The sequence below is a fragment of the Xylanimonas protaetiae genome (assembly GCF_004135385.1).
Lineage (GTDB): Bacteria > Actinomycetota > Actinomycetes > Actinomycetales > Cellulomonadaceae > Xylanimonas > Xylanimonas protaetiae.
The window spans coordinates 3,166,486-3,192,738 of record NZ_CP035493.1 but is presented as its reverse complement, the minus strand read 5'-3'; the positions used below and the strand labels follow the sequence as shown (position 1 = coordinate 3,192,738).

Annotated in this window: 26 protein-coding genes and 1 pseudogene; 22 read left to right on the top strand and 5 right to left on the bottom strand. The window is 74.0% G+C overall.

What is annotated here, in order from left to right; translation table 11 throughout:
* Window positions 1-2 precede the first annotated feature (2 nt).
* From ET471_RS14810 to panB, 8 genes and pseudogenes are all read left to right on the top strand, one after another.
* Window positions 3-1,151 (top strand): hypothetical protein, encoded by a 1,149-nt coding sequence (locus tag ET471_RS14810; protein WP_129189541.1) that lies wholly within the window; start codon window positions 3-5, stop codon window positions 1,149-1,151.
* Window positions 1,144-2,478, top strand: a complete 1,335-nt coding sequence (locus tag ET471_RS14805) for a hypothetical protein (protein WP_207207279.1) — start codon at window positions 1,144-1,146, stop codon at window positions 2,476-2,478. The genes ET471_RS14810 and ET471_RS14805 overlap by 8 nt, the downstream gene beginning before the upstream one ends.
* Before the next feature lie 239 nt (window positions 2,479-2,717).
* Window positions 2,718-2,810, top strand: a pseudogene (locus ET471_RS19150) (hypothetical protein); the annotation flags it as partial.
* An 86-nt stretch (window positions 2,811-2,896) separates the two neighbouring features.
* A complete protein-coding gene (locus ET471_RS14800) occupies window positions 2,897-3,934 on the top strand; it encodes a multicopper oxidase domain-containing protein (RefSeq protein WP_342586042.1) in 1,038 nt (345 codons plus the stop codon).
* A gap of 83 nt (window positions 3,935-4,017) precedes the next feature.
* Window positions 4,018-4,794, top strand: a complete 777-nt coding sequence (locus ET471_RS14795; protein WP_129189540.1) for a Rossmann-like and DUF2520 domain-containing protein — start codon at window positions 4,018-4,020, stop codon at window positions 4,792-4,794.
* Window positions 4,791-5,648, top strand: coding sequence for a pantoate--beta-alanine ligase (panC, locus tag ET471_RS14790; protein ID WP_129189539.1), 858 nt, complete (start codon window positions 4,791-4,793; stop codon window positions 5,646-5,648). The genes ET471_RS14795 and panC overlap by 4 nt, the downstream gene beginning before the upstream one ends.
* Window positions 5,648-6,043 carry an aspartate 1-decarboxylase gene (gene panD, locus ET471_RS14785; RefSeq protein WP_129189538.1) on the top strand — a complete coding sequence of 132 codons (396 nt, stop codon included), beginning with the start codon at window positions 5,648-5,650 and terminating at the stop codon, window positions 6,041-6,043. The genes panC and panD overlap by 1 nt, the downstream gene beginning before the upstream one ends.
* Window positions 6,040-6,957, top strand: coding sequence for a 3-methyl-2-oxobutanoate hydroxymethyltransferase (gene panB / locus ET471_RS14780; protein ID WP_280949877.1), 918 nt, complete (start codon window positions 6,040-6,042; stop codon window positions 6,955-6,957). Before panD ends, panB begins: the two co-directional genes overlap by 4 nt.
* Window positions 6,958-7,033: 76 nt before the next feature.
* Here the strand turns inward: panB and ET471_RS14775 are convergent, their stop codons facing one another.
* The 5 genes from ET471_RS14775 to ET471_RS14755 form a co-directional block, all read right to left on the bottom strand.
* Window positions 7,034-9,757 (bottom strand): cation-translocating P-type ATPase, encoded by a 2,724-nt coding sequence (locus tag ET471_RS14775; protein ID WP_129189537.1) that lies wholly within the window; start codon window positions 9,755-9,757, stop codon window positions 7,034-7,036.
* Window positions 9,758-9,903: 146 nt separating this feature from the next.
* Complete coding sequence (locus ET471_RS14770; protein WP_129189536.1) at window positions 9,904-10,986, bottom strand: Gfo/Idh/MocA family protein; 1,083 nt, start codon at window positions 10,984-10,986, stop codon at window positions 9,904-9,906.
* Window positions 10,987-10,996: 10 nt separating this feature from the next.
* Window positions 10,997-12,163, bottom strand: a complete 1,167-nt coding sequence (locus ET471_RS14765; RefSeq protein ID WP_129189534.1) for a Gfo/Idh/MocA family protein — start codon at window positions 12,161-12,163, stop codon at window positions 10,997-10,999.
* A 124-nt stretch (window positions 12,164-12,287) separates the two neighbouring features.
* Window positions 12,288-13,031 (bottom strand): uracil-DNA glycosylase, encoded by a 744-nt coding sequence (locus tag ET471_RS14760; protein WP_129189533.1) that lies wholly within the window; start codon window positions 13,029-13,031, stop codon window positions 12,288-12,290.
* Window positions 13,032-13,191: 160 nt separating this feature from the next.
* Window positions 13,192-13,767: an aromatic ring-opening dioxygenase LigA gene (locus ET471_RS14755; RefSeq protein WP_129189532.1), complete on the bottom strand. Its 576-nt coding sequence runs from the start codon at window positions 13,765-13,767 to the stop codon at window positions 13,192-13,194.
* Between the two features lie 341 nt (window positions 13,768-14,108).
* Between ET471_RS14755 and ET471_RS14750 the strand changes: the two genes are divergently transcribed.
* The 14 genes from ET471_RS14750 (at window position 14,109) to ruvB (ending at window position 26,233) form a co-directional block, all read left to right on the top strand.
* Entirely contained in the window at window positions 14,109-14,393 is a 285-nt protein-coding gene (locus ET471_RS14750) for a hypothetical protein (protein WP_129189531.1), read from the top strand.
* Window positions 14,394-14,597: 204 nt separating this feature from the next.
* The gene (gene thrS, locus ET471_RS14745) at window positions 14,598-16,613 is read left to right on the top strand and encodes a threonine--tRNA ligase (RefSeq protein WP_425356561.1); all 2,016 of its coding nucleotides are present in this window, start codon (window positions 14,598-14,600) and stop codon (window positions 16,611-16,613) included.
* A gap of 21 nt (window positions 16,614-16,634) precedes the next feature.
* Entirely contained in the window at window positions 16,635-17,198 is a 564-nt protein-coding gene (locus ET471_RS14740) for an HIT family protein (RefSeq protein WP_129189530.1), read from the top strand.
* A 37-nt stretch (window positions 17,199-17,235) separates the two neighbouring features.
* Window positions 17,236-17,895 (top strand): phosphatidylinositol phosphate synthase, encoded by a 660-nt coding sequence (gene pgsA, locus ET471_RS14735; protein WP_129189529.1) that lies wholly within the window; start codon window positions 17,236-17,238, stop codon window positions 17,893-17,895.
* Window positions 17,888-18,862, top strand: a complete 975-nt coding sequence (locus ET471_RS14730) for a phosphatidylinositol mannoside acyltransferase (protein WP_129189528.1) — start codon at window positions 17,888-17,890, stop codon at window positions 18,860-18,862. The genes pgsA and ET471_RS14730 overlap by 8 nt, the downstream gene beginning before the upstream one ends.
* Before the next feature lie 8 nt (window positions 18,863-18,870).
* Window positions 18,871-20,118: a glycosyltransferase family 4 protein gene (locus ET471_RS14725; protein WP_129191037.1), complete on the top strand. Its 1,248-nt coding sequence runs from the start codon at window positions 18,871-18,873 to the stop codon at window positions 20,116-20,118.
* Window positions 20,115-20,711, top strand: coding sequence for a hypothetical protein (locus ET471_RS14720; protein WP_129189527.1), 597 nt, complete (start codon window positions 20,115-20,117; stop codon window positions 20,709-20,711). Before ET471_RS14725 ends, ET471_RS14720 begins: the two co-directional genes overlap by 4 nt.
* 9 nt (window positions 20,712-20,720) lie before the next feature.
* Complete coding sequence (gene pdxS / locus ET471_RS14715; RefSeq protein ID WP_129189526.1) at window positions 20,721-21,641, top strand: pyridoxal 5'-phosphate synthase lyase subunit PdxS; 921 nt, start codon at window positions 20,721-20,723, stop codon at window positions 21,639-21,641.
* Entirely contained in the window at window positions 21,638-22,195 is a 558-nt protein-coding gene (locus tag ET471_RS14710; protein ID WP_129189525.1) for an NUDIX hydrolase, read from the top strand. The genes pdxS and ET471_RS14710 overlap by 4 nt, the downstream gene beginning before the upstream one ends.
* A gap of 64 nt (window positions 22,196-22,259) precedes the next feature.
* On the top strand, window positions 22,260-22,916 hold the full coding sequence (gene pdxT, locus ET471_RS14705) for a pyridoxal 5'-phosphate synthase glutaminase subunit PdxT (protein ID WP_129189524.1): 657 nt from the start codon (window positions 22,260-22,262) through the stop codon (window positions 22,914-22,916).
* Window positions 22,917-22,937: 21 nt separating this feature from the next.
* Entirely contained in the window at window positions 22,938-23,705 is a 768-nt protein-coding gene (locus ET471_RS14700; RefSeq protein WP_129189523.1) for a YebC/PmpR family DNA-binding transcriptional regulator, read from the top strand.
* 81 nt (window positions 23,706-23,786) lie between these two features.
* On the top strand, window positions 23,787-24,362 hold the full coding sequence (ruvC, locus tag ET471_RS14695; RefSeq protein WP_129189522.1) for a crossover junction endodeoxyribonuclease RuvC: 576 nt from the start codon (window positions 23,787-23,789) through the stop codon (window positions 24,360-24,362).
* Window positions 24,363-24,519: 157 nt separating this feature from the next.
* Window positions 24,520-25,137: a Holliday junction branch migration protein RuvA gene (gene ruvA / locus ET471_RS14690; RefSeq protein ID WP_129189521.1), complete on the top strand. Its 618-nt coding sequence runs from the start codon at window positions 24,520-24,522 to the stop codon at window positions 25,135-25,137.
* Complete coding sequence (gene ruvB, locus ET471_RS14685) at window positions 25,130-26,233, top strand: Holliday junction branch migration DNA helicase RuvB (protein ID WP_129189520.1); 1,104 nt, start codon at window positions 25,130-25,132, stop codon at window positions 26,231-26,233. The genes ruvA and ruvB overlap by 8 nt, the downstream gene beginning before the upstream one ends.
* Window positions 26,234-26,253 lie beyond the last annotated feature (20 nt).

Below are 26,253 nucleotides of genomic sequence, written 5' to 3'. Positions count from 1 at the left end.
CGATGAGCGTGCGCGTGCCCCGGGGCCGGGTCGCCGTCCTCGTGCTCGCCCTGGTCGCGGCCCTGTCCGGGCTCGACGCCGCCCTGCTGCGGCTCGGTGTGGCGGCCCCCGTCCGGTCCGCGTCGCTGGCCGACGCCCACGGCGTCCTCATGGTGTTCGGGTTCCTCGGCACGGCCATCACGCTCGAGCGCGCCGTCGCGCTGCGCAGCGGCGCCGCCGACAGGTCCCGCGCCGGGTGGGGGTACGCCGCCCCCGTCGCGGCGGGGCTCGGGTCGCTGCTGCTCGTCGCCCAGGTGGCGGGCGCACCGCTCCCCGGCGGGCGTGCCGTGCCGGGCGGCGCGTGGGTCGCGTCGATGGGCGTGCTCGCCGCGGTCTACCTCGCCGTCTGGCGCCGCCAGCAGTCGTACGCCGTGCTCGTCCAGCTGCTCGGCGCGCTCGCCGGCCTCGGCGGCGCGGCGCTGTGGGCGCGCGGGTTCGAGGTCGCGCAGATCGTCCCGTGGTGGGCCGGGCTGCTCGTGCTCACCATCGTGGGCGAGCGGCTCGAGCTCGCCCGCGTCGCGTTCCTCGCGGGCGCCACCGAGGCGCGCGTGCTCGCAGAGTCGTGCGCCGTCGTCGTCGCGCTCGTCGCCACGCTGCTCGTGCCCGCCGGGGGCTACCCGCTGCTCGGGCTCGCGCTCGGCGTGCTCGTCGTCGACGTCGCCGTGCACGACGTCGCCCGCCGCACCGTGCGCGCGACCGGGCTGGTGCGGTTCGTCGCCGTCTGCATGCTCGCCGGCTACGGGTGGGCGCTCGTCGCCGCGCTGACATGGGTGGTGCGCGGGCCCGTGCTCGCCGGCTTCGCGTACGACGTCGTCGTCCACGCCCTGACCATCGGGTTCGTGCTGTCGATGATCATCGCGCACGCCCCCGTCATCGTGCCGGCGGTCGTGCGCCGGCCGGTGCCGTACCACCCCGTGATGTGGGCCGTGTGGGGGCTGCTCCAGGGCGGCCTGCTGGTGCGCGTGCTCGCCGCGGCGCGCGCGGCCGACGGCGCCTGGCAAGTGGGCGGCACGGTGTCCGTCGTGGCGCTGCTCGCGTTCCTCGTGGTGACGGTGGGCCTGGTGTCCGGGGTCCTCGGCAGGCTCGGGCGCACGGAGCCGCACGATGGCTAGGCGCAGCCCCCGCACCGACCGGATGACCACCTTCTGGCTCGTGGCCGCCGTCGTCGTCGCGGCGCTCGCGGTGCTCGCCCGCGGCGTGCTGCCGCAGCCGCTGTGGACCACGATCCACGTGGTCACCCTGGGAGTGCTGACGAACGGGATCCTCCAGTGGTCCTGGTACTTCGCCAAGGCGCTGCTGCACCTGCGGCCCGACGACGTGCGCGGCGGGAGGCACGCCCTGTGGCGGTCGCTCGCGTTCAACGCCGCCCTGGCCGGGCTCGTCGCGTCGATGTGGACGGCCGGCACGTGGGGCACGGTCGCCTGCGCGGGCCTCGTCGGGGCCGTCGTCGCGTGGCACGGGTGGGACCTGCTGCGCGCCGCACAGGGGCGGTTCGCGTCGCGCTTCGCCGTCGTCGTGCGCTACTACGTCGCCGCGTCGGCGTTCCTCGTGGTCGGGTGCGTGCTCGCCGGGTTCCTCACGGTCGCGATGTTCGACGCCGGGGCCCCCGCGTGGCTGCTCGCCGCGCGCGACGACCTCACGCTCGCGCACGCCCTCGTCAACGTCGGCGGCTGGGTGGGCCTGTCGATCGCCGGGACGATCGTGACCCTCGGGCCCACCATGCTGCGCACCCCGATGGCGCCCGGGGCCGTCGCACGGTCGCTGCGCGCGCTGCCCGTGCTCGCCGCCGGCATCGGCGGCGCCGGCCTCGCCGCCGCGCTCGGCTGGATACCGGGTGTCGGCGTCGGCCTGCTCGTCTTCGCCGCCGGGCTCGCCGACGGCGTCGCCGTGCCGCTCGTGCTCGCGGCCCGCGCCAAGGGCGTGCGCGGCTACGCCCCGTGGACGACGGCGTCCGGGCTCGGCTGGGTCGTGGTGTGCCTCGCGGCCGTCGCGCTGCACGCCTTCACGGCCGCCGACGGCGCGGCCCTGCGCGACGCCGACCTCGGCTGGCTCGCGGTGCTCGGCGCGGGCGGCGTCGGGCAGGTGTTCGTCGGAGCGCTCACCTACCTCATGCCGGTCGTCGTCGGCGGCGGGCCCGAGGTCGTGCGCGTCGGCATCGGCGTGCTCGAGACGGCCGCCCCCGCGCGCCTCGCGGCCCGGCAGGCCGCCGTCGCCCTGCTCGCCGTCACCACGGCCACGGGCGCCGGACCGCGCACCGCGCTCTGGGTGCTCGTCGTCGCGTGCTTCGCCCTCGACGTCGTCCTGTTCGCCCGGGCGGGCGCCGCGCAGGGCCGCGCCCGGCGGGCCCGCGCGGCCGCCGTCGGCCCCGAGCCGACGCCGCCCACCGCCACCGGGCTGATGCCCACCACCCTGGACCGACCGCTCCGGAGGCAGCCGTGACCGACCCCCGACCCACCGGGGCCCGGCCCCTGCCCGGCCAGGAGGGCACGCCCGTCTCCCGGGCCGGCGCCGCCGTGGTGGGCGTCGTCGTCGTGGTGGTGCTCGCGCTCGCCGCGCTCCTCGTACGGCCGGCGCTCGCGGCGGATCCAGCGCCGCCCGGCGGTCCCGCCGTCGTGGCGGGGGCCGCGCCGGTCACGCCCACCGGGCACACCACCCGGGCGACCGTCGAGGTCCACGGCATGGCGTTCACCCCGGCCACCATCGAGGTGCCGAGGGGCGACCGCCTCGAGGTCACCCTGGTCAACACGGGCGACCAGCGGCACGACCTCGTCTTCGCCGACGGCGCGGGCACCGAGCCCCTGGCGCCCGGGGCGCGCGGCACCGTCGACGTCGGCGTGGTCGGCGCCGACCTGGAGGGGTGGTGCTCGCTGCCCGGGCACCGGCAGATGGGGATGGTCGTGCACGTCCGGGTGACGGAGGCGACCGGCCAGGGCGGGACCGGCCACGCCATGGCCGGCATGGACATGCCCGCCGGCACGCCGGACGGCGCGCCCACCATGGCCGAGCTCATGCAGGTCGCCGAGGCCACCCCGGCGCACCCGGCCGAGCTGCCGCCGCTCCCGTCGGGGACGGGCCGACCGAGCACCGGTACACGTTCGCGGTCACCGAGCAGGAGGACCCGGTCACGCCGGGCCGCACGCGCGAGACATGGACGTACGACGGCACCTCGCCAGGACCCACGCTCCACGGCCGCGTCGGCGACACGTTCCACGTCACGCTCGTCAACGCGGGCACGATGGGCCACTCGATCGACTTCCACGCGGGCGAGGTCGCCCCCGACGAGCCCATGCGCACCATCGAGCCCGGCCAGTCCCTCGAGTACACGTTCACCGCGGACCGCTCCGGCGTCTGGCTCTACCACTGCTCGACCATGCCGATGACGCAGCACATCGCGAACGGCATGTTCGGCGCCGTCGTCATCGAGCCGGACGGGCTCGAGCCCGCGGACCGCTCCTACGTGCTCGTCCAGTCCGAGGTCTACCTCGGGCAGGACGGCGGCCCCGCCGACGCCGCCAAGGCCGCGGCGGCGGCGCCCGACGTCGTCGCGTTCAACGGGCGCGCCTTCCAGTACGACGCCCACCCCCTCACGGCGACCGCGGGGGAGCGCGTCCGGTTCTGGGTGCTCGACGCCGGCCCGAGCCTCGGGCTGACGTTCCACGTCGTCGGCGCGCAGTTCGACACCGTCTGGTCCGAGGGCGCCTACAGCGTGTACCGCGGCCGTTCGACCGACGGGCTGACCCAGGGCACGACCGGCGCCCAGGTGCTCCCGCTCGGCGCCGCCCAGGGCGGCTTCGTCGAGCTGGTCCCGAGGGAGGCGGGCCGCTACCCGTTCGTCGACCACGCGATGGCCCTCGGCGAGAAGGGTGCGCACGGCGTGCTCGAGGTCGGCCCCTGACCGTGCGTTCCGCGCCCGGCTGACGCCTCCGTCACAGGTCCGGGCCCTGGTCGTGCCCCCGGGGGCGGCTAGGCTGTGCAGCCATGCCCCCCTCGCAGGACACCTCGGTGACGCCGCGCGCGCACGTCGCCGGCCGCGTCGCCGTCGTCGGCGCCGGGCGGATGGGACGGTCGGTCGCCGCGACCCTGCGCGCCGCGGGCGTCGACGTCGACGGGCCGCTCGGCCGCGGGGCCACGGGCGCCGGCGCGGACGTCGTGCTGCTCGCCGTGCCCGACCACGCCATCGCCGCCGCCGCCGCGCTCGTCGCCCCCGGGCCGTACGTCGGCCACCTCTCCGGAGCCACCTCCCTCGCCCCGCTCGCGAGCCCGCGCGCGTTCAGCGTGCACCCCCTCATGACGGTCACCGCCGCGGGCGCCGACCTCGCGGGCGTGCCCGCCGCCGTCGCGGGCGCCGACGCCGCCGCCCTCGCCGTGGCACGCGGCATCGCCGAGACCCTCGGGCTCGTGCCCTTCGAGATCGACGACGCCGACCGCGTCGCCTACCACGCGGCGGCCTGCATCGCCTCGAACTACCTGGTCACGCTCGAAGGGATCGCCGAGCGGCTCGCCGCCACCGCGGGCGTGGGACGCGACGCCCTCGTGCCCCTCGTCCGCGCCACGGTCGAGAACTGGGCCCGGCTCGGACCGGGCGACGCCCTCACCGGGCCGGTCGCCCGCGGCGACGAGGCCACCGTCGCCGCGCACCGCGCCGTCGTGGCCGACCGCGCCCCGGAAGCGATCGGGGCCTTCGACGCGTTGACACAGGCGACACGGGCGCTCGCGGCGAGCCGCGCCGGCGCCCCGACGAAGGAGCAGGCATGAGGATCGTCCGGACCGTCGCGGAGCTGCGCGAGACCGTCGGCGCGCACCGGGCCGCGGGGCGGCGGATCGGCCTCGTGCCCACGATGGGCGCGCTGCACGAGGGTCACCTGTCGCTGATCCGTGCCGCGCGCGCGGGGAGCGACGTCGTCGTCGTGTCGGTGTTCGTCAACCCGACGCAGTTCGACGACCCCGCCGACCTCGCCGCGTACCCGCGCGCCGAGGACGCGGACGTCGCGCTCGCCGCGAGCGCCGGCGCCGACCTCGTGTTCGCCCCGGAGGCGCCGGAGCTGTACCCGAGCGGGTACGCCACGACGGTCACGGTGACCGGCCCGGTCACGGAGACGCTCGAGGGCGCCGAGCGCGGCCGCGGGCATTTCGACGGCGTCGCCACGGTGGTGGCCAAGCTGCTGGTCGCGGTGGCGCCGGACGCGGCGTGGTTCGGCGCGAAGGACGCCCAGCAGGTGGTCGTCGTGCGTCGCGTCGTCGCCGACCTGGGGCTGCCCGTGCGGATCGAGGTCGGCCCGACGGTCCGCGAGCCCGACGGCCTCGCGATGTCGAGCCGCAACGTCCGCCTCAGCCCGGACGACCGCGTGCGCGCGCTCGCGCTCAGCCGCGCGCTGCGGGCCGTGCAGGGGGCCGCCGACGACGGCGCGGACGCCGCGACCGCCCGGGACGCGGGCCTCAAGGAGCTCGCCACCGCCGGCGTCGCGCCGGAGTATCTCGCCCTGGCCGACCCGGACACCCTCGAGCCGGTCGCTACCCTGGACCGTCCCGCCCTCGCGCTGGTCGCCGCGCGCGTGGGCGAGGTCCGCCTCATCGACAACCTGCTGATCGACCCTTTCGGAGCACGCTGATGCAGCGCACCATGTTGAAGTCCAAGATCCACCGCGCCACGATCACCGGCAGCGACCTGCACTACGTCGGCTCGATCACGATCGACGCCGACCTGCTCGACGCGGCCGACATCCTCGAGCACGAGCAGGTCCACGTCGTCGACGTCGACAACGGTGCGCGGTTCGAGACGTACACGATCGCGGGCGAGCGCGGCTCCGGCACCATCCAGGTCAACGGCGCGGCCGCCCGCCTGGTGCACACGGGGGACACGGTCATCGTCATCTCGTACGCGCAGTACGACCGCGCCGAGCTCGCGACGTACGAGCCGACGGTGGTCCACGTGGAGCGCGGCACGAACCGCGTCATCCAGGTCGACGACGCCGTCGCGACGCTCCTCGACAGCCCGCTCGCATGAGCGTGCACCCCGCTCGCACGAGCGTGCACCCCGCTCGCACGAGCGCGCTCCCCGCCGCGTCGGACGCCGCCCCTGCCCGGAAGCGTGTGACGCCGCCCTCGCTGGCCGTACGCGCGGCCGCGGGGGAGAAGCTCGTCATGGTCACCGCCTACGACTACCCGGCGGCCCGCGCGGCCGAGCGGGCGGGCGTCGACATCGTGCTCGTGGGCGACTCGGGCGCCCAGGTGCAGCTCGGCTACGACTCGACCGTGCCCGTCACGGTCGACGAGATGCTCGTGCTCGCCGCGGCGGTGCGCCGGGGCACGACGACGGCGCTCGTCGTCGTCGACCTGCCGTTCGGCTCGTACGAGGTGTCGGACGAGCAGGCCGTCGCGACGGCGGTCCGGTTCGTCAAGGAGGCCGGCGCCGACGCCGTGAAGCTCGAGGGCGGCGGCCGGGTCCCGGCGTCACGCATCCGGGCCATCACGTCGGCGGGCGTCCCGGTGATGGGCCACGTCGGCCTCACGCCGCAGACGGCGGTGGCGCTCGGCGGGTTCTCGGCCCAGGGCCGCACCGTCGAGGCGGCGCGCCGGGTGCGCGACGACGCCCTCGCGGTCCAGGAGGCCGGCGCGTTCTCCCTGGTGCTCGAGGCGATCCCCTCGGACCTCGCCGCGGCCATCCACCCGATGCTGCACGTCCCCGCGATCGGCATCGGCGCGGGCCCCGACGTCGACGGTCAGGTGCTCGTGCTGCACGACCTGCTGGGTCTCACGGAGGGCCGCGCCGCGAAGTTCGTCAAGCGGTACGCCTCCGTCCTCGACGGCATGACCGCGGGCATCGCCGCCTATGCCGACGAGGTCCGCACCGGCGCCTACCCGGGCCCCGAGCACGGCTACGCCATGCCCGACGGCGTCCTGGACGCGCTCGACGCCTGACCCGGTCCACCGCAGACGACAGCGGGTGGGTGTCCCCGAAGGGACACCCACCCGCTGTCGTGTGCCTGACGGACGGTCAGGCACGCATACGGGTCACCGCCGGGTGGCGCCGGCGGTCGACCGCCTTGACGACCTCGATCACGAGGAAGATCACGACCGACCCGCCGATGCTGAGCAGCCACTGGCGCAGCCCGATCCCGGTCACGCGGAAGAGGGTCTGCATGAACGGCGTGTACAGGAAGAACACGTGCAGGGCGACGAGCGTGCCCACCGCCCACACGATGGCCTTGTTGCCCTTGAACACGTCGAGGGTCAGCGACGAGCGGGTCATGAAGCGGCAGTTGAACAGGTAGGCCACCTGGCCGAGGGTCAGCATGGTCAGACCCGCCGACTGAGCCAGGGCGCCGTCGCGGTGCCCGCCGAACCCGAGGAACCCGTAGAACTCCGCGGCGAAGACCAGCAGCGAGGCGCCGCCGATGAGGACCGACACGACGAGGATCCGTCGCAGGAAGTCCGGCGTGATGAGCGGCGTCTTGGGGTCGCGCGGCGCGCGGCGCATGACGTCCGGCTCGCCGGGCTCGGTGGCGAGCGGCAGGGCGAGCGTCACGGAGGTGACCATGTTGATCCACAGCACCTGCACGGGAAGCAGCGGGAGGACCGTCCAGCCGAGCAGCACCGCGAACAGCAGGCCGAGCGACTGCGCACCGTTGGTGGGCAGCATGAACAGCACGGCCTTGCGGATGTTGTCGTAGATGCGCCGGCCCTCGGCCACCGCACGCTCGATGGTCGCGAAGTTGTCGTCCGCCAGGACGATGTCCGCGGCCTCCTTGGTCGCCTCGGTGCCCTTGATGCCCATGGCCACGCCGATGTCCGCCTGCGTGAGCGCGGGGGCGTCGTTGACGCCGTCGCCGGTCATCGCCACGACCTCGCCGTGCTTCTGCAGGGCGCGCACGATGCGGATCTTGTGCTCGGGGCTGGTGCGCGCGTAGACGTGCACCGACTGGACGACCTCGGCGAGGTCGACGTCCGCCATGGCCTGCAGCTCGGCGCCCGTGAGCGTCGGGGCGTCCGGGGAGTCGATGATCCCCATCTCCAGGGCGATGGCCTTGGCGGTGTCGGCGTGGTCGCCCGTGATCATCGCGACCGCGATGCCGGCCTCGCGGGCCTCGGCGATGGCGGCGATGGCCTCGGGGCGCGGCGGGTCGACGATGCCGGTGATGCCGACCATCGTCAGGCCGCGCGGGCCGTCCTCGGGCAGGCTGTCGAGCGACCCCGGCGCCTCCAGACGGGCGGCGGCGAGCACGCGCAGCCCCTGGCCGGCCAGGGCCGCCATCTCGGCGTCCCAGAAGTCCGCGTCGAAGGGCTCGAGGCTGCCGTCGGCGCCGAGCTGGGTGGTGCAGCGGGCGCGGACGGAGTCGAGCGCGCCCTTGACCAGGACGTGCCGGGACCCGTCGGGGGCCTGCGCGAGCGTCGCCATGTACTTGGTGGCGGAGTCGAAGGGGATCTCCGCGAGGCGGCTCCAGCCCTCGCCCGTGACGCCCGCCTTGCGGCCGAACACGAGGACGCCGCCCTCGGTCGGCTCGCCGATGAGCTTCCAGCGCTCGCCGTCCTGCTCGAGGTGGGCGTCGTTGCACAGCGCCATGACCTCGGCCACGGCGGTGACGTCGGCGGACGACGCCGGGGCGCCGTCGGACGTGACGACCCGGCCCACGGGCGCGTACCCGGTGCCCTCGACGTCGTACTCGCCGGCGCGCGTGGACACGTGCCGCACGGTCATCTCGTTCTGCGTGAGCGTGCCGGTCTTGTCCGAGCAGATGGTCGAGACCGAGCCGAGCGCCTCGACCGAGGCCATCTTGCGGCTGATGGCGTTGCGCCGGGCCATCGCCTGCACACCGAGCGCCAGGGTGATGGTGACGAGGGCAGGGAGGCCCTCGGGGATGGCGGCGACGGCGAAGCCGATGGTCGCGGAGACGAGCTCCGGGCCGGAGATGCCGCGCAGCATGCCGATGACCACCATGACCGCGGCCATGCCGAGGATGATGATCGCCAGGCGCTTGCCGAACGCGGCCATCGTCCGCGCGAGCGGCGTGTCCATCTCGTCGGCCTCGGAGATCATCGTCTGGATGCGGCCGATCTCCGTGTCCGCACCGGTGCCGGTCACGGCGGCGGTGCCCGTCCCGGCCACGACCAGCGTGGAGGAGAACAGCATGGAGGTGCGGTCGCCGACGTTGGCCTTCTCGGCGACGACGTCGGTCGTCTTGACCGACGCGACCGACTCGCCCGTCAGGGCGGCCTCCTCGACCTGGAGGTTCGTCGCCTCCAGCAGGCGGGCGTCGGCCGGGACGCGGTCGCCCGGGCGCACCCGGATGACGTCGCCCGGGACCAGGGTCTCGGCGTCGACGTCGCTGACCGTGCCGTCGCGCATGACGTGCGCGCGGGACGACAGCATGCCCTTGATGGCGTCGAGCGCCTTCTCGGCGCGACCCTCCTGGATCATGCCGATCGCCACGTTGATGATGGCGACGCCCGCGATGACGGAGACGTCGATCCAGTTCGAGGCGTCACCGGTGTAGATCGCGATGGCGGCCTTGATCAGCGCCGCGATGAGCAGGAGGAAGATGAGCACGTCGTTGAGGTGCCCGGCGAGCTTCTTCCACCACGGGTCGCGCGCCTGCGTCGGGAGCCGGTTCGGCCCCACCGTCGCGAGGCGCGCCTCGGCCTCGGCCGTCGTGAGCCCTTCAGGGCTGACCTCCAGCTCGGCGAGAACGTCTTGTGCGGTCTGTGCCCACGGTGCAGTCAACGGCGGTTCCTCCGGTCGGTTGGCGTGCCGTGACCATCCTGCCTGCGTGGGACCGATCCCGCGCGCCTGAGGCCGGACCACAGGGGGTGATCGGGCGCGATGCGCTCGTTGAACGAGCAACTACTCCCGGGTCGCACCCCTGCTGATCAGCGGCGCGGCACGAGGTCGACCGCCTGCAGCTGCGCCCGGACCGAGAGCTCGGCCGCCTTGAACGCGTGCTCCTGCGTCATCGCGACCTCGGTGCGCTCCAGGCAGTCGAGCACGAGCTGGCCGAAGTACGGGTAGCCGACCTTCCCGAAGACGTCGAAGTGCGTCTCCTCCTGCCCGTTGGCGAGGTACAGGTGCCCCGGACCGGCCGTCGGGTCGCCGAGCTGCATGTACTTGCGCTGCTCGATGAAGCCCTCGGTCCCGAGGATGATCGAGCGCCCGTCGCCCCACGTCTGGAGCCCGTCGGGCGTGAACCAGTCGCAGCGGAAGTAGCCGGTGGCCCCGTTGTCCAGGACGAGCATGGCGTCGCCGAAGTCGTCCAGGCCCGGGTGCTCCGGGTGGTGGTAGTTGGCCACCTGCGACCGCACCACCTCGCCGTCGGACGCGCCCGTGTAGTGCAGGATCTGCTCGATCTGGTGCGAGCCGATGTCGCACAGGATGCCGCCGTACCGCTCCTTCTCGAAGAACCAGCCCGGGCGGCCCGTGCCGAGCCGGTGCGGGCCGGTGCCGATCACCTGGACGACGCGACCGATCGCGCCCTGCTCGACGAGCTGGGACGCGAAGACCGCCGTCTCCACGTGGAGGCGCTCGGAGTAGTACACGGCGTACTTCTTCCCCGTGCGGGCGACGGCCGCCTTCGCGTCGGCGAGCTGCTCGAGCGTGGTCAGCGGCGCCTTGTCCGTGAAGTAGTCCTTCCCGGCGTCCATGACGCGCAGGCCGAGCGCGCAGCGCTCGCTCGTGACGGCGGCGCCGGCGACCAGCTGTACCGCGGCGTCGTCGAGCACCTCCTCCTCGCTCCGGGCGACCCTGGCCTGCGGGAACCGCTCCGCGAAGGCGGCCGCCTTGGCCGGGTCCGGGTCGTAGACCCACGTCAGCGTCGCGCCGGCACCCAGCAGGCCGTCCGTCTGGCCGTAGATGTGGCCGTGGTCCAGCCCGATCGCGGCGAACGTGAAGTCGCCCGGCCCGACGACGGGGGCCGGGATCGCGGCGGGGGCGTAGGTGGAACCGTCGTGCTTGCTCACGGGGGGAACCTCAGAGGGTCGGGGCGGGCGAGCCGCCGTAGGTGTAGACGCCGTCGCCCAGGTCCGCGACGGAGCGGGCCTTGGTGAAGTAGCGCGGGGCGTGCTCGAGCAGCGCCTCCCCGGAGTACCAGGGGGAGCCGGCCGGGATCGGCAGGTCGACCGTGCGGCGCTCGATCGCCGCCTGGTAGATCGCGGTGACGACCTCGACCGTGCGGCGCCCGGCCTCGCCGTCGACGGCAGGCTCGCGGCCCGTGGCGACGGCCGCGAGCACGTCGCCGAGCTGCCCGGCGTGGCCCTCGAAGGGCAGCGGCGTGTGGGCCTCGGCGAGCTTGGTGAGCTGCTCGACGCGGTCGGCGTCGTCGCCGGGGTACGGGTGGCCGTTCGGCTGCGTGCGGGTGGCGCGCACGGCCCACGGCTGCGCGACCGAGGCCTCGGAGCCCTGGACGACGAACGCCTGCTCCTCGCCGTGGTGCACCACGGACGCGGTCAGCGCGGCGATCGTGCGCTCGTACTGCAGGAGCGCGACCGAGAGGTCCTCGACCTCGGCGTTGTCGTGCCAGGCGTTCGTCATCGCCGCCGTGACGGCCTGCGGGGCGCCCAGCATCCAGAGCAGCAGGTCGACGTGGTGGATGGCGTGGTTGAGCGTCGGGCCGCCGCCCTCGGACTCCCACGTGCCGCGCCAGGCGAGGTCGTAGTACGGCAGGCCGCGGAACCAGGCGGAGTCGACGCGCACGTGCGCGACCGCGCCGAGCAGGCCGGAGTCGACGGCCTCCTTGACCGTCTCCAGGTCGTCGCGGAAGCGGTTCTGCGCGATGACGGACAGCGTCGCGCCCGACTCGCGGGCGGCGGCGAGCATCGCGTCGCACTCGGCGAGCGACGGCGCCATGGGCTTCTCGACGACGACGTTCTTGCCCGACCGCAGCAAGTCGACCGTCAGGTGCGCGTGCTCCGAGGGCGGCGTGCAGTTGCTCACCAGGTCGACGTCGTCGCGGGCGAGCAGCTCCTCGAAGGTGACGACGTCGGCGTCGGCGAGCCCGAACCGCTCCTTCTTGTCGTGCGCCCGCTCCGGGACGACGTCGCAGAGCGCGACGACGCGGCACTGCTCGGGGAACCTCAGGTAGCCGGCCAGGTGCGCGGCCGAGATGTTCCCGGTCCCGACGACGGCGACGTTCAGCATGGTGTGCTCCTTCGGACGGGCCGGCACGGCGCCGGCCGGTCACACTATGCCGAAGATCGAATCGATTCGCCAGGGGGTGGACGGCAGGCGTGCGGCGGTGGCACGACGTGCGCGCCCCTGACGCTCAGCCGATCCCTGCCAGCCGCTTCGCCCGGCCGAGCGTGGCGTCGAGCATCGCGGGCGTGAGCCGCCCCGTGAACGTGTTGTGGGGCGACGGGTGGAAGCTGCCCAGCAGCGTGACCGCGCCGCCGTCGGGGCGTTCGAGGACGACCTCGGCGTCGTGCGCGAACCGCGGGCGCGGGTGCGGGACGGGCCAGCCCTGCTCCTCGAGCGTGCGCAGGGCGGCGTCCCAGCCGATCGCCCCGAGCGCGAGCACCACCCGCACGCCCGGCCCGAGCAGCGCGAGCTCGCGCGCGAGCCACGGCCCGCAGCGCCGCCGCTCCTCCGGCGTGGGCTTGTTGGCCGGGGGAGCGCAGCGCACCGGCGCCACGAGCCGCACGCCGGTCAGCACCATCCCGTCGTCGGCCGACGTCGACTCCGGCTGGCTCGCCAGCCCGACCCGGTGCAGCGCGGCGAACAGGAAGTCGCCGCTGCGGTCGCCCGTGAACATGCGCCCGGTCCGGTTGCCGCCGTCGGCCGCCGGGGCGAGCCCGACGACGGCGATCCCGGCGGCGTCGTCGCCGAACCCCGGGACGGGCCGCGCCCAGTAGGTCTGGCCGCGGAACGACGCCCGCGGGTGCGCGGCGGCCTGCTCGCGCCAGGCGACGAGGCGCGGGCACGCGCGGCACTCGACGAGCAGCGCCGCGAGGGCGTCGAGGCCGTCGGCGGAGGCGGCGCTGGTGGGGTAGGCGGGGTCGTCGGCGCGCACGCCCTCATCGTGCCGCGGAAGAGCCCTTCCGGCGTCGTACCTCCTTGCGTTCTGTGTCCCAGAACGCAAGGAGGTACGACGCCGAAAGGGGGTGGGCGCGCGAAGACCCCCTCGCCCGGGATGGGGCGAGGGGGTCTTCGTCAGCGCGAGGCGGCCTGGGTCAGGCGTTCACGAGCTCCTTCTCGGCGACCTTGGCGCCGGCGCGGCCGGCGACGCGGGTCATCGCGAAGCCGTTGATGGCCGACAGGATGCCGAGGCCGATGATCAGGGCGGCGACACCGAAGGCGATCACCGAGGTGAAGAGCGCGGCCTGCAGGCCCGAGGCCTGGTTGGCGGTGTCGCGCAGGGCGAGGATCGGCGCGGCCTCCTCGGCCGTGATGGTGCCCTCGGCGACGGCGCCGTTGACGGCCGTGTTGATCGGGCCGAGCGTGGCGAAGTTGTAGGTGGCGTCCGGGTCGACGGTGATGCCGATCGAGGCGAGCAGGTCGGCGTTCTCCTCGAGCGTCGCGACGGCGCCGGTCTGCTGGTGGACGCCGATGATGTCCGCCTGGGCCAGGGCCGAGAACGGGTTGTTCACCGAGGAGCCGGCGAGGAAGTTCGCGCTGGCCGGGACGGTGATCTGCTGGGCGCCGAGCTGGTTGGCGGCGAAGCCCCAGACGGTGCCGCCGACGACGACCATCAGGATGCCGGCGATGAGGCCGATGAGGCCGGAGACGCGCACGGTCTTGTTGCTCATGGTGGTGTTCCCCTCGTTGGTGCCGCGTGTGGTGGGCGGCGGTTCGTGGTCGGGCCCTGTGGTCTGACCTCTGAGAAGAACTCTAAGAGGTGTGGTCTGACCACAGCAACTCGGCGATGGGTGATCTGACGCACAGCGCCTGACCCGGGGTAGAACACTGCCATTGTGGTAATGCGGCGCCGGCCGCGGGGCGCGCGACGAGCGCCCCCGCGTCCGCCTCGTTACCGCGCGCGATCACCGCGCGCCAGAGGTACGTTCGCCCCACGACCACGAGACGGCGGTCGACACCCGACGGAGGCCCGGCCGAGTGCCACGGACCCCCGGCAACCAAAGGAGCAGCCATGGGGCTGGAAGACTTCATCGACAAGGCCAAGGACTTCGTCACGGGCGCGGACGACAAGGTCGCGGCCGAGGCGACGGCAGCCACCGGCGCCGCCGAGGGCGCTGCTGCTGACGCGCAGGACGCCGGCGAGAGCCTGCTCGACAAGGCCAAGGAGCTCCTGTCCGACGAGAACGTCGACAAGCTCGCCGACAAGGTCAAGGAGTTCACGCCGGACTCCGTCGACGGCCTCGTCGACAAGGTCGCGGACAAGGCCCAGGAACTGAACGACCGGTTCGAGTCCTGACGCTGCGGGCGACCGCAGCCACGCCGTGACCAAACGTCTGGGTCACGGTCCAGAGCATCGGTACGATCGAGGGGCGTCGCCTGCCGGCGGCGCCCCTCGTCGCGTCCGGGCACCCGGCCGCGCGCCCACCAGCAAGTACACCGAGTCACTCGAGCGCACCGGCGGCCGTCGTATGCCGCCGGGCGAACCGTGAAGGAGCACCACGTGTCCGACGTCGTCCCGCCGCAGTCACCGACCTCGCAGCCCCCGGAGCAGGTGGTGACGACGACGCCGACCACGGGCGCCGAGCTGTTCGCCGAGCGCAAGGACGTCGTCGTCGCCCGCGTCGACGGAGAGCTGTGGGACCTCGACCGGGAGATCCCCGCGGGCGCCACCGTCGAGGGCGTGACCATCGACTCCGAGGACGGGCTCACCGTGCTGCGCCACAGCGCGGCGCACGTGCTCGCGCAGGCGGTCCAGCAGGTCAACCCGGACGCCAAGCTGGGCATCGGCCCGCCCGTGCGCGACGGCTTCTACTACGACTTCGACGTCGCCACCCCGTTCACGCCCGAGGACCTCAAGGCCCTCGACAAGGCGATGAGCCGCATCATCCGGGAGGGCCAGACCTTCCGCCGCCGCGTCGTGACCGAGGACGAGGCCCGCGCGGAGCTCGCGGACGAGCCGTACAAGCTCGAGCTCATCGGCCTCAAGGGCGGGTCGTCGGACGAGGAGAGCGTCGAGGTCGGCGGCGCCGAGCTGACGATCTACGACAACGTCCGCGGCGCCGGCCGCGAGTCCGAGACCGTGGTCTGGAAGGACCTGTGCCGCGGCCCGCACCTTCCGAGCACGCGCCTCGTCGGCCAGGGCGTGCAGCTCATGCGCTCGGCCGCCGCCTACTGGCGCGGCGACCAGAAGAACGCCCAGCTCCAACGCGTGTACGGCACCGCCTGGCCGTCCAAGGACGAGCTCAAGGCCTACCTCGAGCGCCTCGCCGAGGCCGAGCGCCGCGACCACCGCAAGATCGGCGTCGAGCAGGACCTGTTCAGCTTCCACTCGAGCATCGGCTCGGGCCTGCCGCTGATCCACCCGCGCGGCGGCGTCATCAAGCGGGTCATGGAGGACTACGTCCGCCAGCGCCACATCGAGGAGGGCTTCTCCTACGTCGGCACCCCGCACATCACCAAGGAAGACCTCTTCTACACCTCGGGGCACCTGCCGTACTACGGCGACACCATGTTCCCCGCGATGGAGTTCCACGACGACGAGCACCCGGACGCGCCGGCGCAGAAGTACCGCCTCAAGGCGATGAACTGCCCGATGCACAACCTCATCTACTCGTCGCGCGGCCGGTCCTACCGCGAGCTGCCGATCCGCCTGTTCGAGTTCGGCACCGTGTACCGCTACGAGAAGGGCGGCGTCGTCCAGGGCCTGACCCGCGTGCGCGGCCTGACCCAGGACGACTCGCACTCGTACGTGATGCCGGAGCAGGCGGCCGACGAGGTCAAGCACCTGCTGAACTTCATGCTGAGCGTCCTGCGCGACTTCGGGCTGAACGACTTCTACCTGGAGCTCTCCACCCGCGACGACTCCAAGCCCGACAAGTTCGTCGGCTCCGACGAGGACTGGGCCAGCGCGACGGCCCTCTTGGAGAAGGTGGGCCGGGAGTCGGGGCTCGACCTGGTCCCGGACCCGGGCGGCGCCGCGTTCTACGGGCCGAAGATCTCCGTCCAGGCCAAGGACGCGCTCGGCCGCACCTGGCAGATGGGCACCGTCCAGTACGACTTCAACCAGCCGGCGCGCTTCGGCCTGGAGTACACCGCGCCGGACGGCACCCGCCAGCAGCCGGTCATGATCCACTCGGCCAAGTTCGGCTCGATCGAGCGGTTCATGGGCGTGCTCATCGAGCACTACGCGGGGTCGTTCCCGGCGTGGCTCGCGCCCGTCCAGGTGCTCGCCGTGCCGGTCGCCGAGGCGTTCGACGGCTACCTCAAGGACGTCGTCGCGAAGCTCACGGCGCGGGGCATCCGCGCGGAGGTCGACCTCTCGGACGACCGCTTCGCCAAGAAGATCCGCAACGCCTCCAAGGAGAAGGTGCCGTTCGTGCTCATCGCGGGAGGCGAGGACGCCGAGGCCGGCGCCGTGTCCTTCCGCTACCGCGACGGCCGCCAGGAGAACGGCGTGCCCGTCGACGAGGCGGTCGAGCGCATCGTCGCGGCGGTGCGCGACCGGGTCCAGGTGTGACGCTGTGACAGGTGTGACGCTGTGAGCAGCGACGACGGGAACGCCGCGGTCGAGCCGGCCGCGGCGTTCCCCCCGCCGAGCGACGACCTGCAGCGGCTCTGGACGCCGCACCGCATGGTCTACGTCGGCGGGCAGGACAAGCCGAAGGACGACGGGCCGTCGTCGTGCCCCTTCTGCGGCATCGACCCGGCGGACGACGAGCGACGCCTCGTCGTCTCCCGCGGGGCGACGTGCTTCACGATCCTGAACCTGTACCCGTACAACCCGGGCCACCTCATGGTGCTGCCGTACCGGCACGTGTCCGCCTACGTCGACCTCACGGACGCCGAGACGGACGAGCTGGCCCGGACGACGCAGACCGCGATCCGCGTCATGACGGCCGTGATGCGCCCGCAAGGGTTCAACCTGGGCATGAACCAGGGCGAGGTGGCAGGTGCGGGCATCGCCGCGCACCTGCACCAGCACGTCGTCCCGCGCTGGCAGGGCGACGCGAACTTCCTGCCGATCATCGGCCGTACCAAGGCGGTGCCCGAGCTGCTCGCGGACACGCGCGCGAAGCTCGCCGCCGCCTGGCCGCAGCACTGACCGACCGACCGCGACGGCCCACCGAGGAGCCTTCCTGATGTTCTCCCGCCTCCGCAGCACGATGCAGGCGGTCTTCACACCCGTGGCGCGCACCCTCATGCGCGCCGGTGTGACGCCCGACGCCGTGACCATCACGGGCACGATCGTCGCCACCGGGCTCGCGCTCGGCCTGCTGCCGACCGGCCACCTGTTCCTCGGGGCGGCGCTCATCGGCGTGTTCGCGCTGTTCGACTCGCTCGACGGCGTGCTCGCCCGCATGTCGGGCAAGTCCGGCCCGTGGGGCGCGTTCCTCGACTCGACGCTCGACCGCATCTCCGACGGCGCGGTCTTCTCCGGCATCGCCCTGTGGTTCCTGTTCCACACCGACGGCGCCACCCGGAGCTGGGGGGTCGCGCTGACGCTCGCATGCCTCGTGCTCGGGGGCGTGGTGCCCTACGCCCGGGCGCGGGCCGAGTCCGTGGGCGCCGACGCGCACGTCGGCATCGCGGAGCGCACCGACCGGCTCGTCATCGCCCTGGTGCCGACCGGGTTCGTGCAGCTGGGGCTGCCCGTCGTCGTGCTCGTCGTCGTGCTCGGCCTGCTCGCCCTGGCGAGCCTCGTGACCGTGTGGCAGCGGATCGGCGCCGTGCACCGCCAGCTCGCCCCCCGCCCGGGGGAGCCGGGCCCGTCGCAGGAGCCGGAGGCCGCCCGTGGTTGACGTCGCCAAGGCGTACACGTTCGCGTGGCGGCACGCCGCCAAGGTCCCCGAGCCGGTCCTGCGCGGCGCGTTCGCCCTCGCCGCCGACATCGTCTGGCTGCGCCGTGGCGGCGGCGTGCGCCGCCTGGAGGCCAACTACGCGCGCGTCCGCCCGGACCTCGACGCCGCCGCCGTACGGCGCCTGTCCCGCGTCGGGATGCGCTCCTACCTGCGGTACTTCCGCGAGGCGTTCACGCTCCAGAACGTCACCCCCGAGCAGGTGCTCGCCCGCGTGCGCGTCGAGGGGATCGAGCACGCGCGCGGCGTGACCGAGGACGGCGAGGCCGCGTCGCTGGCCCTCGGCCACCTGGGCAACTGGGACCTCGCCGGCGCCTGGGCGACCCCGAACCTCGCCCCCGTGCTGACGGTCGCCGAGAAGCTCAAGCCCGAGGCCCTCTACGACGAGTTCGTCGCGTTCCGCCGCTCCATCGGCATCGACGTGCTCGGCCTCGGCGACCCGGGCGTGTTCCGCGACCTCGTGCGCGGCGGCAAGGCGGGCCGGCGGATCATCCCGCTGCTCGCCGACCGCGACCTGACGGCGTCGGGCGTCGAGGTGGACCTGGCCGGGCACCGCGCCCGCGTCGCGGCGGGCCCCGCCGCCCTCGCGCTGGCCGCCGGGATCCCGCTGCTGCCGCTCATGATCCGCTACGAGCGCCTCGACGCCGCCCGCCGCAAGGTCGCGCGCACTCCCTGGGGCATCGTGCTGCGGTTCTACCCCCCCGTCCCCGTGCCGGAGGCCGACCCCGGCATGTCGGCACCCGACCGGCGCCGCGCCCAGGTGGCGGCCATGACGCAGGGCTGGGTCGACGCGATGGCGCACTTCCTGCGCGAGTCCACCGAGGACTGGCACATGCTCCAGAAGGTCTTCGTCGAGGACCTCGACCCCGAGCGGTACGCCAAGACCCAGGCCGAGGCGGGCGAGCTGTGAGGCGCCCGCTGCGCGTCGGCATCGTCTGCCCGTACAGCTTCGACGCCCCGGGCGGCGTGCAGTTCCACATCCGTGACCTGGCCGAGGCGCTCATCGCGCGCGGCCACCACGTCTCGGTCCTCGCCCCCGCCGACGAGGACGCCGACGTGCCCGACGTCGTCGTGCCCGCCGGCAGCGCCGTCGCCGTGCGCTACAACGGGTCGGTCGCCCGCCTCGCCTTCGGGCCTCGCGCCGCCGCGCGCGTGCGACGCTGGATCGAGGCCGGCGAGTTCGACGTGCTGCACCTGCACGAGCCCATGACGCCGTCGCTGTCGATGCTCGCGCTGTGGATCGCCGAGGGCCCCGTCGTCGCCACGTTCCACTCCGCGCAGGTGCGCTCGCGCGCCCTGCAGGTGGCGTACCCGCTGCTGCGGCAGTCGCTCGAGAAGATCGCCGCGCGTGTCGCCGTGTCCGAGGACGCGCGCCGCACGCTCGTCGACCACGTCGGCGGCGACGCCGTCGTCATCCCGAACGGGGTGTACGTCGACACGTTCGCGGACGCCGCCGCGACCCCCCGGTGGCGCGGTACGCCCGACGCCCCCACCATCGCGTTCCTCGGCCGCCTGGACGAGCCGCGCAAGGGGCTCCAGGTGCTCGCCGGTGCCATCCCGGCCGTGCTCGCGCAGCACCCCGGCGCGCGGTTCCTCGTCGCCGGCCGCGGCGGCGACGGCCGCCAGCTCGCCGTCGACACGCTCGGCGCGCACGCCGCGTCCGTCGAGTTCCTCGGCGGCATCAGCGACGAGGAGAAGGCCTCCCTGCTCGCGTCCGTCGACCTGTACATCGCCCCGCAGACCGGGGGCGAGAGCTTCGGCATCGTGCTCGTCGAGGCGATGAGCGCCGGCGCCGGCGTCGTCTCCTCCGACCTCGGCGCGTTCCGCCGCGTGCTCGACGACGGCGCCGCCGGGGCCCTGTTCCGCACCGGGGACCCCGCCGACCTCGCCCGGGCGGTCAACGAGGCGCTCGCCGACCCCGCCGGCACGGCCGCGCGGCGCTCGCACGCGTCGGCCTGGGTGCGCCGCTACGACTGGGCGACGGTGACCGACCAGGTGGAGGCCGTCTACGAGATGGCCGTCGAGGCCGCCGAGGCGATCCCCGCGGGCGAGGACGTGGCGCTGCGCTCGGCGCGCGCCCTGTGGCCGCTCGGCGGGCCGCACGGCGCGTCGCGCTCGGCCGCCGACTCCCCGCGCCGCCCGCAGAACCGTGGAGGTGACCGATGAGCTGGTCGGAGATCACGCTGCTCGTCGTGGTGGCGGTCGGCGTGCTCGGGTGGCTGTCGTGGATCTCGGCGTCGCGCGTGGACCGGCTGCACCGCAAGGTGTCGGCGTCGCGCATCGCGCTCGACTCCCAGCTCGTGCGCCGCGCGAGCGCGGCGACCGACCTGGCGGCGTCGGGCCTGCTGGACCCGGCGTCGAGCGTCATCGTCGCGGACGCGGCCTACGCCGTCGTCGACGAGGACGGGCCGGTCACCGAGCCGGGGCAGGCGCTGGCTATGGCCGGCCTGGGCGACGACCGCGAACGGCTCGAGAGCGGCCTGTCGGCGACGCTGCGCGAGGCGCTCGACGACGCGGCCGACGTCGCGCTCCTGCGGGCGCAGGAGCCGGGGACCGCGCTCGTCGCGAACCTGGCCGCCGCCTGGTACCGCGCGCAGCTCGCGCGCCGCTTCCACAACGAGGCCGTGGCGCAGGCACAACGCGCGCGCCGGCACTGGTACGTGCGCCTGCTCCACCTGGCCGGGCGCGCCCCGTGGCCCCGGACCGTGGAGCTGGACGACCAGATGCCGTCCGGTCTGGGGACCTCGCCCGCGCCGTAGGATGGCGGGGTGACCAACGAGAACCCCACCACCACCGCGGCCTCGGCCGGCGAGGTCGGCACGGCGCGCGTCAAGCGCGGCATGGCCGAGATGCTCAAGGGCGGCGTCATCATGGACGTCGTCACCCCGGAGCAGGCCAAGATCGCCGAGGACGCCGGCGCCGTGGCCGTCATGGCGCTCGAGCGCGTGCCGGCCGACATCCGCGCCCAGGGCGGCGTCGCCCGCATGAGCGACCCGGACATGATCGACGGCATCATCGAGGCCGTCTCGATCCCCGTCATGGCGAAGGCCCGCATCGGCCACTTCGTCGAGGCGCAGGTGCTCCAGGCGCTCGGTGTCGACTACATCGACGAGTCCGAGGTGCTCACCCCCGCGGACTACGCCAACCACATCGACAAGTGGGCCTTCACCGCCCCCTTCGTGTGCGGTGCCACCAACCTCGGCGAGGCCCTGCGCCGCATCACCGAGGGCGCGGCCATGATCCGCTCGAAGGGCGAGGCCGGCACGGGCGACGTCTCCAACGCGACGACGCACATGCGCCAGATCCGCCAGGAGATCCGCCGCCTGACCTCGCTGCCGGAGGACGAGCTGTTCGTCGCCGCCAAGGAGCTCCAGGCCCCGTACGAGCTCGTCGTCGAGGTCGCGAAGACGGGCAAGCTGCCCGTCGTGCTGTTCACCGCGGGCGGCATCGCCACCCCGGCCGACGCCGCCATGATGATGCAGCTCGGCGCCGAGGGCGTGTTCGTCGGCTCGGGCATCTTCAAGTCGGGCGACCCGGTCGCGCGTGCGAAGGCGATCGTCCAGGCGACGACGTTCTTCGACGACCCCGACGTCGTCGCCAAGGTCTCGCGCGGCCTGGGCGAGGCCATGGTCGGCATCAACGTCGAGGCGGAGCCCGCGCCCGTGCGTCTGGCCGAGCGCGGCTGGTGACCTTCTCGCCGGACACGGGTGCGTCCTCGCTCGGCCCCGACTGGGTGCTGGGCGAGGACGGCCTGCGGCACCGTCGCGCGGCCCGCGTCGTCGTCCTGGACGACGCCGGCCGCGCGCTGCTGGTGCGCGGTCACGACGCGGACCAGCCGGAACGCTCCTGGTGGTTCACCGTGGGCGGCGGGATCGACCCGGGGGAGTCCGACGTCGAGGCGGCGCTGCGCGAGCTGCGCGAGGAGACCGGCCTGGTGCTCGGCTCCGACGACCTGACCGGGCCCGTGATGACGCGGGCCGGCTACTTCCACTTCTTCGCCGAGACGTGCCGCCAGGACGAGGTCTTCTTCCTCGCCCGCATCCCCGCGGGCACCGAGCCCGACGACGCCGGCTGGACCGACCTCGAGCGGTCCGTCCTCGACGGCATGGCCTGGCTGACGCCGGCCGAGCTCCGCGCCCAGCCGCTGGAGGTCTTCCCGGTCGCGCTGCCCGACGTCGTCGAACGGCTCGCCGCGGGCTGGGACGGGACCGTGCTCCACCTCGGCGAGGAGCACGACGACTGACGTGCGCGCGGTGCGACGCCGGGCGGCTCCGGCGTTCGGCGCGTCGCGATCTACACTCACGGCCGTGACCACCACCCCCACCATCGGCGTCCTCGCCCTCCAGGGCGACGTCCGCGAGCACGTCCACGCGCTGGAGCAGGCGGGCGCCCGCGCGACCACCGTCCGCCGCCGCAGCGAGCTCGAGTCGGTCGACGGCCTCGTGCTCCCCGGCGGCGAGTCGACGACGATCGACAAGCTGCTGCGGATCTTCGAGCTCGACGAGCCGCTCCGCGCCGCCGTGAAGGACGGCCTGCCGGTCTACGGCTCGTGCGCGGGCATGATCCTGCTCGCCGACCGGATCGAGGCGGGCATCGAGGGCCAGCGGACCATCGGCGGCATGGACGTGACCGTCCGCCGCAACGCGTTCGGCCGGCAGGTGGACTCGTTCGAGGCGGACCTCGACGTCGCCGGGATCTCCGACGCGCCCGGCGGGGAGCCGGTCCGCACGGTGTTCATCCGGGCCCCGTGGATCGAGGAGGCAGGGCCGGAGGTCGAGATCCTGGCGCGCATCCCGTCGCACGCGACGGACGGGAGCCCCGTGGCGGTCGGCGCCGGTAAGATCGTCGCAGCACGTCAAGGGCGGCTGCTGGCGACCTCGTTCCACCCGGAGATCACGGGTGACGCGCGCGTGCACGCGCTGTTCGTCAGCCTTGTTCGACACAGCGGTCCGCACGAGTTGTAGGCGAAGAAGGAGAAAACCCGTATGTCCGGTCACTCCAAGTGGGCGACGACCAAGCACAAGAAGGCTGCGATCGACGCGAAGCGCAGCAAGCTGTGGGCGAAGCTCATCAAGAACATCGAGGTCGCAGCCCGCGTCGGCGGCGGTGACCCGGCCGGCAACCCCACCCTCTTCGACGCCATCCAGAAGGCCAAGAAGACGTCGGTCCCCAAGGAGAACATCGACCGCGCCGTCAAGCGCGGCTCGGGCGTCGGCGCGGACGCCGTCAACTACATCGAGAAGTTCTACGGCGGCATCGGCGTCGGCGGCATCGCGGTGCTCGTCGAGTGCCTCACCGACAACGTCAACCGTGCCGTCGCCGAGGTCCGCCAGGCGTTCACGCGCAACGGCGGCAAGGTCGCGGACGACATCGGCTCCGTCCAGCGCCTGTTCGCCCGCAAGGGCCTGATCGTCGTCCCGAAGTCCGACGGCGTCGGCGAGGACGAGGTCATGATGGCGGCGCTCGAGGCCGGGGCCGAGGAGGTCACGGACGAGGGCGACACCATCGAGGTGCTGTGCGAGGCGACCGACCTGCACGCCGTCCGCACGGCCATCGTCGACGCCGGCATCGACTACGACTCGGCCGACGTCATCTTCCACCCGGACCAGAACCTCCTCATCCCCGTCGACGTCGAGGGCGCCCGCAAGATCATGCGCCTCATCGACGCGCTCGAGGACCTCGACGACGTCCAGAACGTCTACGCGAACTTTGACGCCTCCGACGAGGTCATGGCGGAGCTCGAGGAAGACTGACCCGGACCGGCGGCCGAGCCCTTCGGGCCACGTGCGCGTGGCCACGGCGGGCTCGGCCGTCGTCGTACGTAGGGTGACGTCGTGCGCGTCCTCGGAGTCGACCCTGGCCTGACCCGGTGCGGCGTCGGCGTCGTCGACTCCCTGCCGGGCCGCCGCGCGCAGCTCGTCGCCGTCGGCGTCATCCGCTCGGACCCCGCCGTGAGCGTCGACCTGCGCCTCCTGACCGTCGCGCGCGAGCTCGACGAGTGGCTCGACGCGCACGTCCCCGACGTCGTCGCCGTCGAGCGCGTGTTCGCGCAGCACAACGTGGGCACGGTCATGGGCACCGCGCAGGTCGCGGGCCTGGCGATGGTCGCGGCGGCCCGCCGCGGGGTCCCCGTGGCGCTGCACACGCCGTCGGAGGTCAAGGCGGCCGTGACCGGCTCCGGCCGTGCCGGCAAGGAGCAGGTGCAGCGCATGGTCCAGAGCCTGCTGCGGCTCGCCGAGCCCCCGCGGCCCGCCGACGCCGCCGACGCGCTCGCGCTCGCGATCACGCACCTGTGGCGTCCGTCGGGCGCCCTGCAGGGCGGGGAGCGCAACGAGCTCACGCCCGCCCAGCGCGCCTGGGCCGCGGCCGAGCTCGCGGCCCGCCGCACGCCCCCGCGCCGCCCCCGCTGACCCGTGCCCCCTCGTCCGGCGCGAGGTCGCGGACCCGGGTCTGCGCCCCGCCGTGTCACGCCGGGTTCTGTCGGTCCCGGTTGGTAGGTTGGGCCCCGTCGTACGGGTGTTCGACCCGCAGGGTTCGACCCACACAGCTCGATCGGAAGGAGTCCGGGTGATCGCGTCGCTGACCGGGATCGTGGAGCACGTCTCGCTCGACAGGGCCGTCATCAACGTCGGCGGCGTCGGGTACCTGGTCCACGCCACGCCCGGCACGCTGGCGCGGCTGCGCCACGGCGAGGCGGCGATGGTCTTCACCACGATGGTGGTCCGCGAGGAGTCCATGACCCTGTACGGGTTCGCCGACGACGACGAGCGCGACCTGTTCGAGACGGCGCAGTCGGTCTCCGGCGTGGGCCCGCGCATCGCGCTCGCCGTGCTGGCCGTGCACACGCCCGACGCCGTCCGCCTCGCGGTGCACACGCAGGACGTCAAGGCGCTCACCCGCGTCCCGGGCATCGGGCCCAAGGTGGCGCAGCGCATCCTGCTGGAGCTGGGCGGCAAGCTCGGCGCCCCGCACGGCGACGGGCAGGCCGCGGCCGCCCCGGCGACGCGCGGGGACCAGCGCGAGAAGGTCGTCGAGGCGCTCGTCGGCCTGGGGTACCCGGTCAAGGTCGCGGACGACGCCGTCGGGCGCGTGCTGACCGACGCCGGCACTGAGACGGTCGCGGAGGCCGACGTCGCCGCGACGCTGCGCGCGACGCTGCGCATGCTGGGCGGCCGCCGTGGCTGAGGGCCGCTACGAGGAGCCGCAGTTCACGAGCGAGCGCATCGTCACGGCGTCGGCCGACGACGTCGAGCGGGCCGCCGAGGCCGCGCTGCGCCCCAAGCGGCTGGACGAGTTCGTGGGCCAGCCGGTGGTGCGCGACCAGCTCTCGCTCGTGCTCCAGGCGGCCCTCGCGCGCGGCGCCGCGCCCGACCACGTGCTGCTCTCCGGACCGCCCGGGCTGGGCAAGACGACCCTGGCGATGATCATCGCGGGCGAGCTCGGCACGTCGCTGCGCGTCACGTCGGGCCCCGCGATCCAGCACGCCGGCGACCTCGCGGCCGTGCTGTCCTCACTCGAGGAGGGCGAGGTGCTCTTCATCGACGAGATCCACCGCCTCGCGCGACCGGCCGAGGAGCTGCTGTACGTGGCGATGGAGGACTTCCGCGTCGACGTCATCGTCGGCAAGGGCGCCGGTGCGTCCGCGATCCCGCTCGCGCTGCCGCCGTTCACCGTCGTCGGCGCGACCACGCGCTCCGGCCTGCTCCCGGCCCCGCTGCGCGACCGCTTCGGGTTCACGGGTCACCTCGACTTCTACGACGCCGCCGACCTCGAGCGTGTCATCCTGCGCTCCGCCGGGCTGCTGGGCGTCGAGCTCCAGCACGCGGCGGCCCACGAGATCGCCGGACGGTCCCGCGGCACGCCCCGTATCGCCAACCGCCTGCTGCGGCGCGTGCGCGACTGGGCGCAGGTGCGCGGCGACGGCCGCCTCGACCTTGCGGCGGCCCGGGCCGCCCTCGAGGTGTACGAGGTCGACCCCGTGGGCCTGGACCGGCTCGACCGGGCCGTGCTCGACGCGCTGTGCCGGCGGTTCGGCGGCGGCCCCGTCGGGCTGTCCACCCTGGCCATGACCGTGGGGGAGGAGCCGGACACCGTCGAGACGGTCGCGGAGCCGTACCTGGTGCGCGAGGGCTTCGTCGCGCGGACGCCGCGCGGCCGCGTCGCCACCCCGCTCGCGTGGGAGCACCTGGGGCTCACGGCACCGACAGGGGTGCCCGGCGCGACAGCGGGCACCCTCTTCGAGGACACCGACGTCGAGGCCGGGAACCAGGGGGAGCGCTGAGGCGTTGGGGCGACCGAATA